Genomic DNA, 5,022 nt, shown 5'->3' on the forward strand with positions numbered 1-5,022 from the left:
CTCGGCATGGTCGAAGCGTTGGATTACAGCAAGTACACGGATACCAGTGTTGCGGCGCTGAAAGCGTCTATCAATCTGGCGAACGGCGTGCTGGATGATCCGAACGCAACCGACGAGGAAGTCGCGGGTGCATTTGAGCTTGTCACCAACGCTTATAGCAACTTGAAGCTGAAGCCGGAAAACAACACCTCCAAGGGCTCCAGCAGCCGTACACCGTCCTACGGCAACCTTTACGGTGCGCAGGGCATCGCGGTTGTGAACGCGGCGCAGAACATTGTAACAACCGCTTCCGTCCGTTCCGACACCACCGTTGACTTCACCCTGAAGAGAGGCAGCGCGTACTGCTTCAAGATGACGGTTGTCAACGGCAGCAATGCGGCACCGAATTTCACCGTCGGCAACGGCAATGTGCTCAAGACCCAGTTTGTGGCGAAGATCGGCAACGACTACTATTACAGAGTCTACGCCGTCGGCGCACCGGGCCAGAGCACCGGTGTGTACACCACGCTGGCGGGCCAGAACGCACAGAAGCATTGTGTAGTTACAATTGGCTGATAACTAGGCCATGTGTGGTGGTGATTGGTTGATTGCTTTCATGAAAAACCGTCCTGTTTTAAAAGGGGTTTCCTCTGAAAAATGCCGGTTTATTCTCTGGCAATCGCCGATTAACCTCCTATCAAAACCATAAAAAGACCCGCAGTTGATGAAAATTAACTGCGGGTCTTTTATCATTTGGCCCACCTTCATATCTCTTCTTTGTTTTTCTACTTCCGATTCGGTTAAGTAATGTCCATGTGCAACTATATTTACCTATGAACACAATTGTAATAATAGCTTGTTTATCTTTAATAATGAGAATTATTTTGTATAATATTGCTATTTCGCGTATTAGATTAAAAAATACATGTTATATTATTTACAGTCATTCTTAATTTACCAATTTAATCTTATCAATGCCAAAACCATCAGAAACAACTTGCACCCTCTACTGTCTGCTATTGCATTGTTGAACTGACCGACCTTTCCAGGATTTGAGTAGAAAAGAATGGTTCGTTAATTTTGCCCACTCTGGCTGCAAAGCAAAAGAAAGGAGGCGTCGTTTTACCAGACAAAATCCTGTCGTTGGAACTTATAGGGCAAAATCGAACTTTATGAAATGAGGAAGAGTAAAGAAAGGATGTACAATCTATGCAAAAATTAAATCGTATTCGACGGAGATTAGCGTGCTTGGCTATATCCGCCGCAATGGTGTGCAGCGTATTTTCTTCCACTGCCGCTTTGGGGGCAAGCCTTGGCAACGATACACAAGACACATATCATCCCGTAAACCTAATTCCCGACGTCCCCAATGTAGAAACGCCCAACTATGTCTGCACTTGGAGCTTCCAGGATTGGGCCGCTTACAGCGCGGATGCTGCTTCTGTAAGGATAGAAAAGGGCATTCCCCGGGACATGCTGAATCACGAGCAACTATTCGACAAGGAAAAAGGCTACGCATACACCGCTTATCCGGAGTCAAAAAAAGATTTAATCCTGTTGTTGGACGACGGCTGGGACCTCCCCCGCGGCGGCAACGGAAATTACTTTGGAAGCCTGATGGTAAGTCCCGATAAGTTCCCAGATTACGGCGACACGCCGCAGGAACGGCTGAAAACGCTGGCGGACAACATCAAAGAAGCCGGATGGAAAGGCGCGGGCGTCTGGATCTGCGCCCAGACGATGTCGTCGGAAAACGATGGAACCTGGAATGAGGCTTACTGGCGTGAGCGATTGGAATGGAGTAAATACGCCGGAATTGGATACTGGAAAATTGATTGGGGCACTTACAGTGGCAATCCCGGATGGCGGCAGATGATCAGCGATTTAGCCGATGAAATCTATCCGGAATTGGTCATTGAACATATTGTCGGGATCGGAACCATTAACAACGACGCCGACAACGGAACGCGTCTATCGGATGGCTATATTCAAAAGTCAAACTATTACAGCAGCTTTTCCGACGTGTTCCGTACCTATGACGTCAATGGAAACCTGTCCATCGCCACTACCTTTGAACGGCTCGGCCGGACTTTGGAAACTTCCTATACCAATGGCAGGCAATTGGGCCTGATTAATGGCGAGGATGAAGTTTATATGTGTTCGGCGCTGGGACTGATCTTTGGCGTCATGCGTTACGATATTGGTGACAATAGTTCCGGCAGCCTGCCTAATATTTTCTTTGGCGGCGCGGAAGAGTTTACCGAAACCCGGCCTATCCGCAAGATGCTGGACGAAGTTCAGCGTGCGACAATGTGGCAGCGAATCGCCCCTGCTTACCGCAGCGACGCCTATCCGACCGTCCTTTCTGACGAAACCCTGGCAGATACCTGGGTTTACGATCAGGACGATACCTGGGACTGGGGACGCGTAAAGGATCGCGAAGTCATGCAGAAAGCCCCGGCTGTCATCGCGCGTGGAATTGAAATGCCTGTTGTTACCGGCGGGGACAATGGCCTGAAACCTTTTGTGGCCGCCAGCCGCAATCCCAACGGCGCCATCAGTATTGGCACATACGGACGCACTTCTACAAAAACCGGCTACCAAAAGGTTAAGGCGGACGTTTCTCTAAACGCGGGAGACCTTACCGGTATGATCGGTGCATTCGGCTATTATAACAGCCTATCTTTTACCTTTAACCAGGACCTGACCGGCAAATCCATTTATGCGCAGGATATGATGGGAACGAATCCGGTGGATATTACAAAGGACGCTGGCGTCCGCCTCAGCAGCGATGGAAAAACCATAACCTTCTCCGGTGACTTGCTCGAACAAATTGGATTGAGTGCAAAAACGGAGGACGTTTCCGAGCCTGGGCTTGTCATTCTGATCGGGGATCCCGCAGATTTTGCAGTTGCGCCCGACACCCGCTATACGCCGGAATCCATGGTGCCCAACAGTTCCTTTGAATTGACGTCCAACAAGCAAGACGGCGCCTTGCAGCCTCTTGTTTGGGGAAAATGGAATTCCTCCGGCAGCCCTAACAATTTCTGCATTGAAAAAGGAACAGAAGAGAATCCCGCTCATAGCGGCGATTTCTACGCCGTGCAAAAAGGAGACAGCGCTTACGAAGGCGGCCAGTATATCAGCCTGAGCGACATACCGGACGGCGTATACGACATTTCCGCCTGGATAAAAGCCAGTGAACACACCTATTCCGGCGCCACTCCCTCCCCTGCCTGCCTGGTTGCAAAACCTTCTGCCCACGCAACAGAGGGACTGCGTTATGTTGAAATCCCGCAGACAAACGAGTGGACACAGGTTCGCATTGAAGGCGTTTCCGTCACGGATGGGCGTCTTTACCTTGAGATGTACACACACGCGAACCCCGGAGAATTCATTTATTTTGACGATGTGGACATGACGTTAAGCGAAGACTTAAAGTCGTTCCATACTTTGATTGAATCCATACTCACTCAGATGCGGTTAAGCAACAGCGTTACCAAAGAATTGCTTTTGAATACTGTTCAGGACGCACTGAGGTCCTATAAGAACATCACTGTTTCCATGGAAGACTTCCAAATGATTCAGGCAACAGAAGATCTGGACGGGGCGGTTTCCGGCTCCATTGTCCTCCAATCCATGGATGGCGGCTCTGAGAAGATTCCTTTTAACCTGTCCATTCCTAAAATCAGCCTGGTTTACAACGCATCTTTTGAGCTCGCTACTTTTAACGGCCAAAAGCCAGAAGGCTGGAACCTTTGGGCCAGAAACGGCGACACCGGAAAATTTTACGTTGAGAGCAGCGATGCGTTGGGCGGCGCCCACAGCGGGAAATGGTATGCCATTCATTACGGAAAAGGATTTGACGGCAGTACTTATCAATTGGTAAAAAACCTCCCCAACGGTAAATATAAAGCGTCCGCGTGGGTAAAAAACACGGCCTTTACTGAACCTGCCGATCCATGCGCCGCTTGCTTTGTTGTAAAAGACTTTGGGCAAGGCACCACAGGAAACGGATTAAAATACGTGGACCTTTCTGCGGGCAACAACGAATGGACGCAGGTTTCCATTGAGGACATTCCCGTTTCCAACGGACAAATGCATATTGAAATCTTTACCAAAGCATCCAACAGCACCACACAGTGGATCATGTTCGATGATTTCAGCATTGAGCCGTACCAATACGACATTACGATTGCAGAAATGAAAAACGGCACGGTTTCCTCCTCCATAGCGCAAGCGTTGGAAGGTCAGGAAGTAACGTTGACAGTCACCCCGGACAACAACTACCGGCTCATTGAAAATTCCCTGCGCGTATATAAGACGGACGATACAAGTGTTACAGTGGACATTGTAAACGGAAGCTTTGTCATGCCGGGGTACCCTGTAACAGTAACCGCTGAGTTTGAACCCTCCACGCCAATTGTTCCTGTGGAAAGCATTCGCTTAAATCCCACGAATCTGGTCCTGGCATTGAACAGCACCGCACAGTTGACCGCCTCCATTAAGCCCGAAAATGCGACTAATAAAAATGTCATTTGGTCCTCCGACGATGAAACCATTGCGACCGTAAAAGATGGCGTTGTAACCGCAGTCGCGGAAGGCAATACCATTATTACCGTCACAACAGAAGACGGAAACATTACCGCATCCTGCTCCATTACTGTAACAAATGAACCTTCTATAAGCGATCATAATTTAACCGTTACCTATAGTGGCAAAGCCGTCTCATTGAATGTAAATGGAGAACCTCAAAGACTGGCGGACTTGACCGGGCAGTACACATCTGACACAATAGAAACCGGCACGGAGCTGCTGCTGGCCTTTGCGCCGGCGGTGGAAGGCAGAGAGATCGCCGGTGTATCTGTCAACGAACAGGCGCAGACGGTGACCGACTCCGCAGCCTTCTCTTATGTCTTCACCATGCCGAACGCGGACACCACGCTGCGCTTCGACTTTACGATCGTCAACAAGATGATCCTGCGTTCCACAATCGAAACCGCCGAGAGCCTCCAGGAGGGCAACGAGTACAAGACCGCTATC

The 5,022-nt window shown here is 49.4% G+C and carries 2 protein-coding genes; both read left to right on the forward strand.

Features of this window, described 5'->3' with window-relative positions; all coding sequences use genetic code 11:
* Nucleotides 1-555: FIVAR domain-containing protein (locus BN2106_RS16340; protein ID WP_195891738.1), on the forward strand; the 555-nt coding region annotated here is incomplete at its 5' end.
* Between the two features lie 672 nt (nt 556-1,227).
* The coding region (locus tag BN2106_RS00255; RefSeq protein ID WP_195891739.1) for an Ig-like domain-containing protein at nt 1,228-5,022 on the forward strand (3,795 nt) is incomplete at its 3' end.

The sequence above is a fragment of the Anaeromassilibacillus senegalensis genome, from assembly GCF_001261775.1.
GTDB classification, from domain to species: domain Bacteria; phylum Bacillota; class Clostridia; order Oscillospirales; family Acutalibacteraceae; genus Anaeromassilibacillus; species Anaeromassilibacillus senegalensis.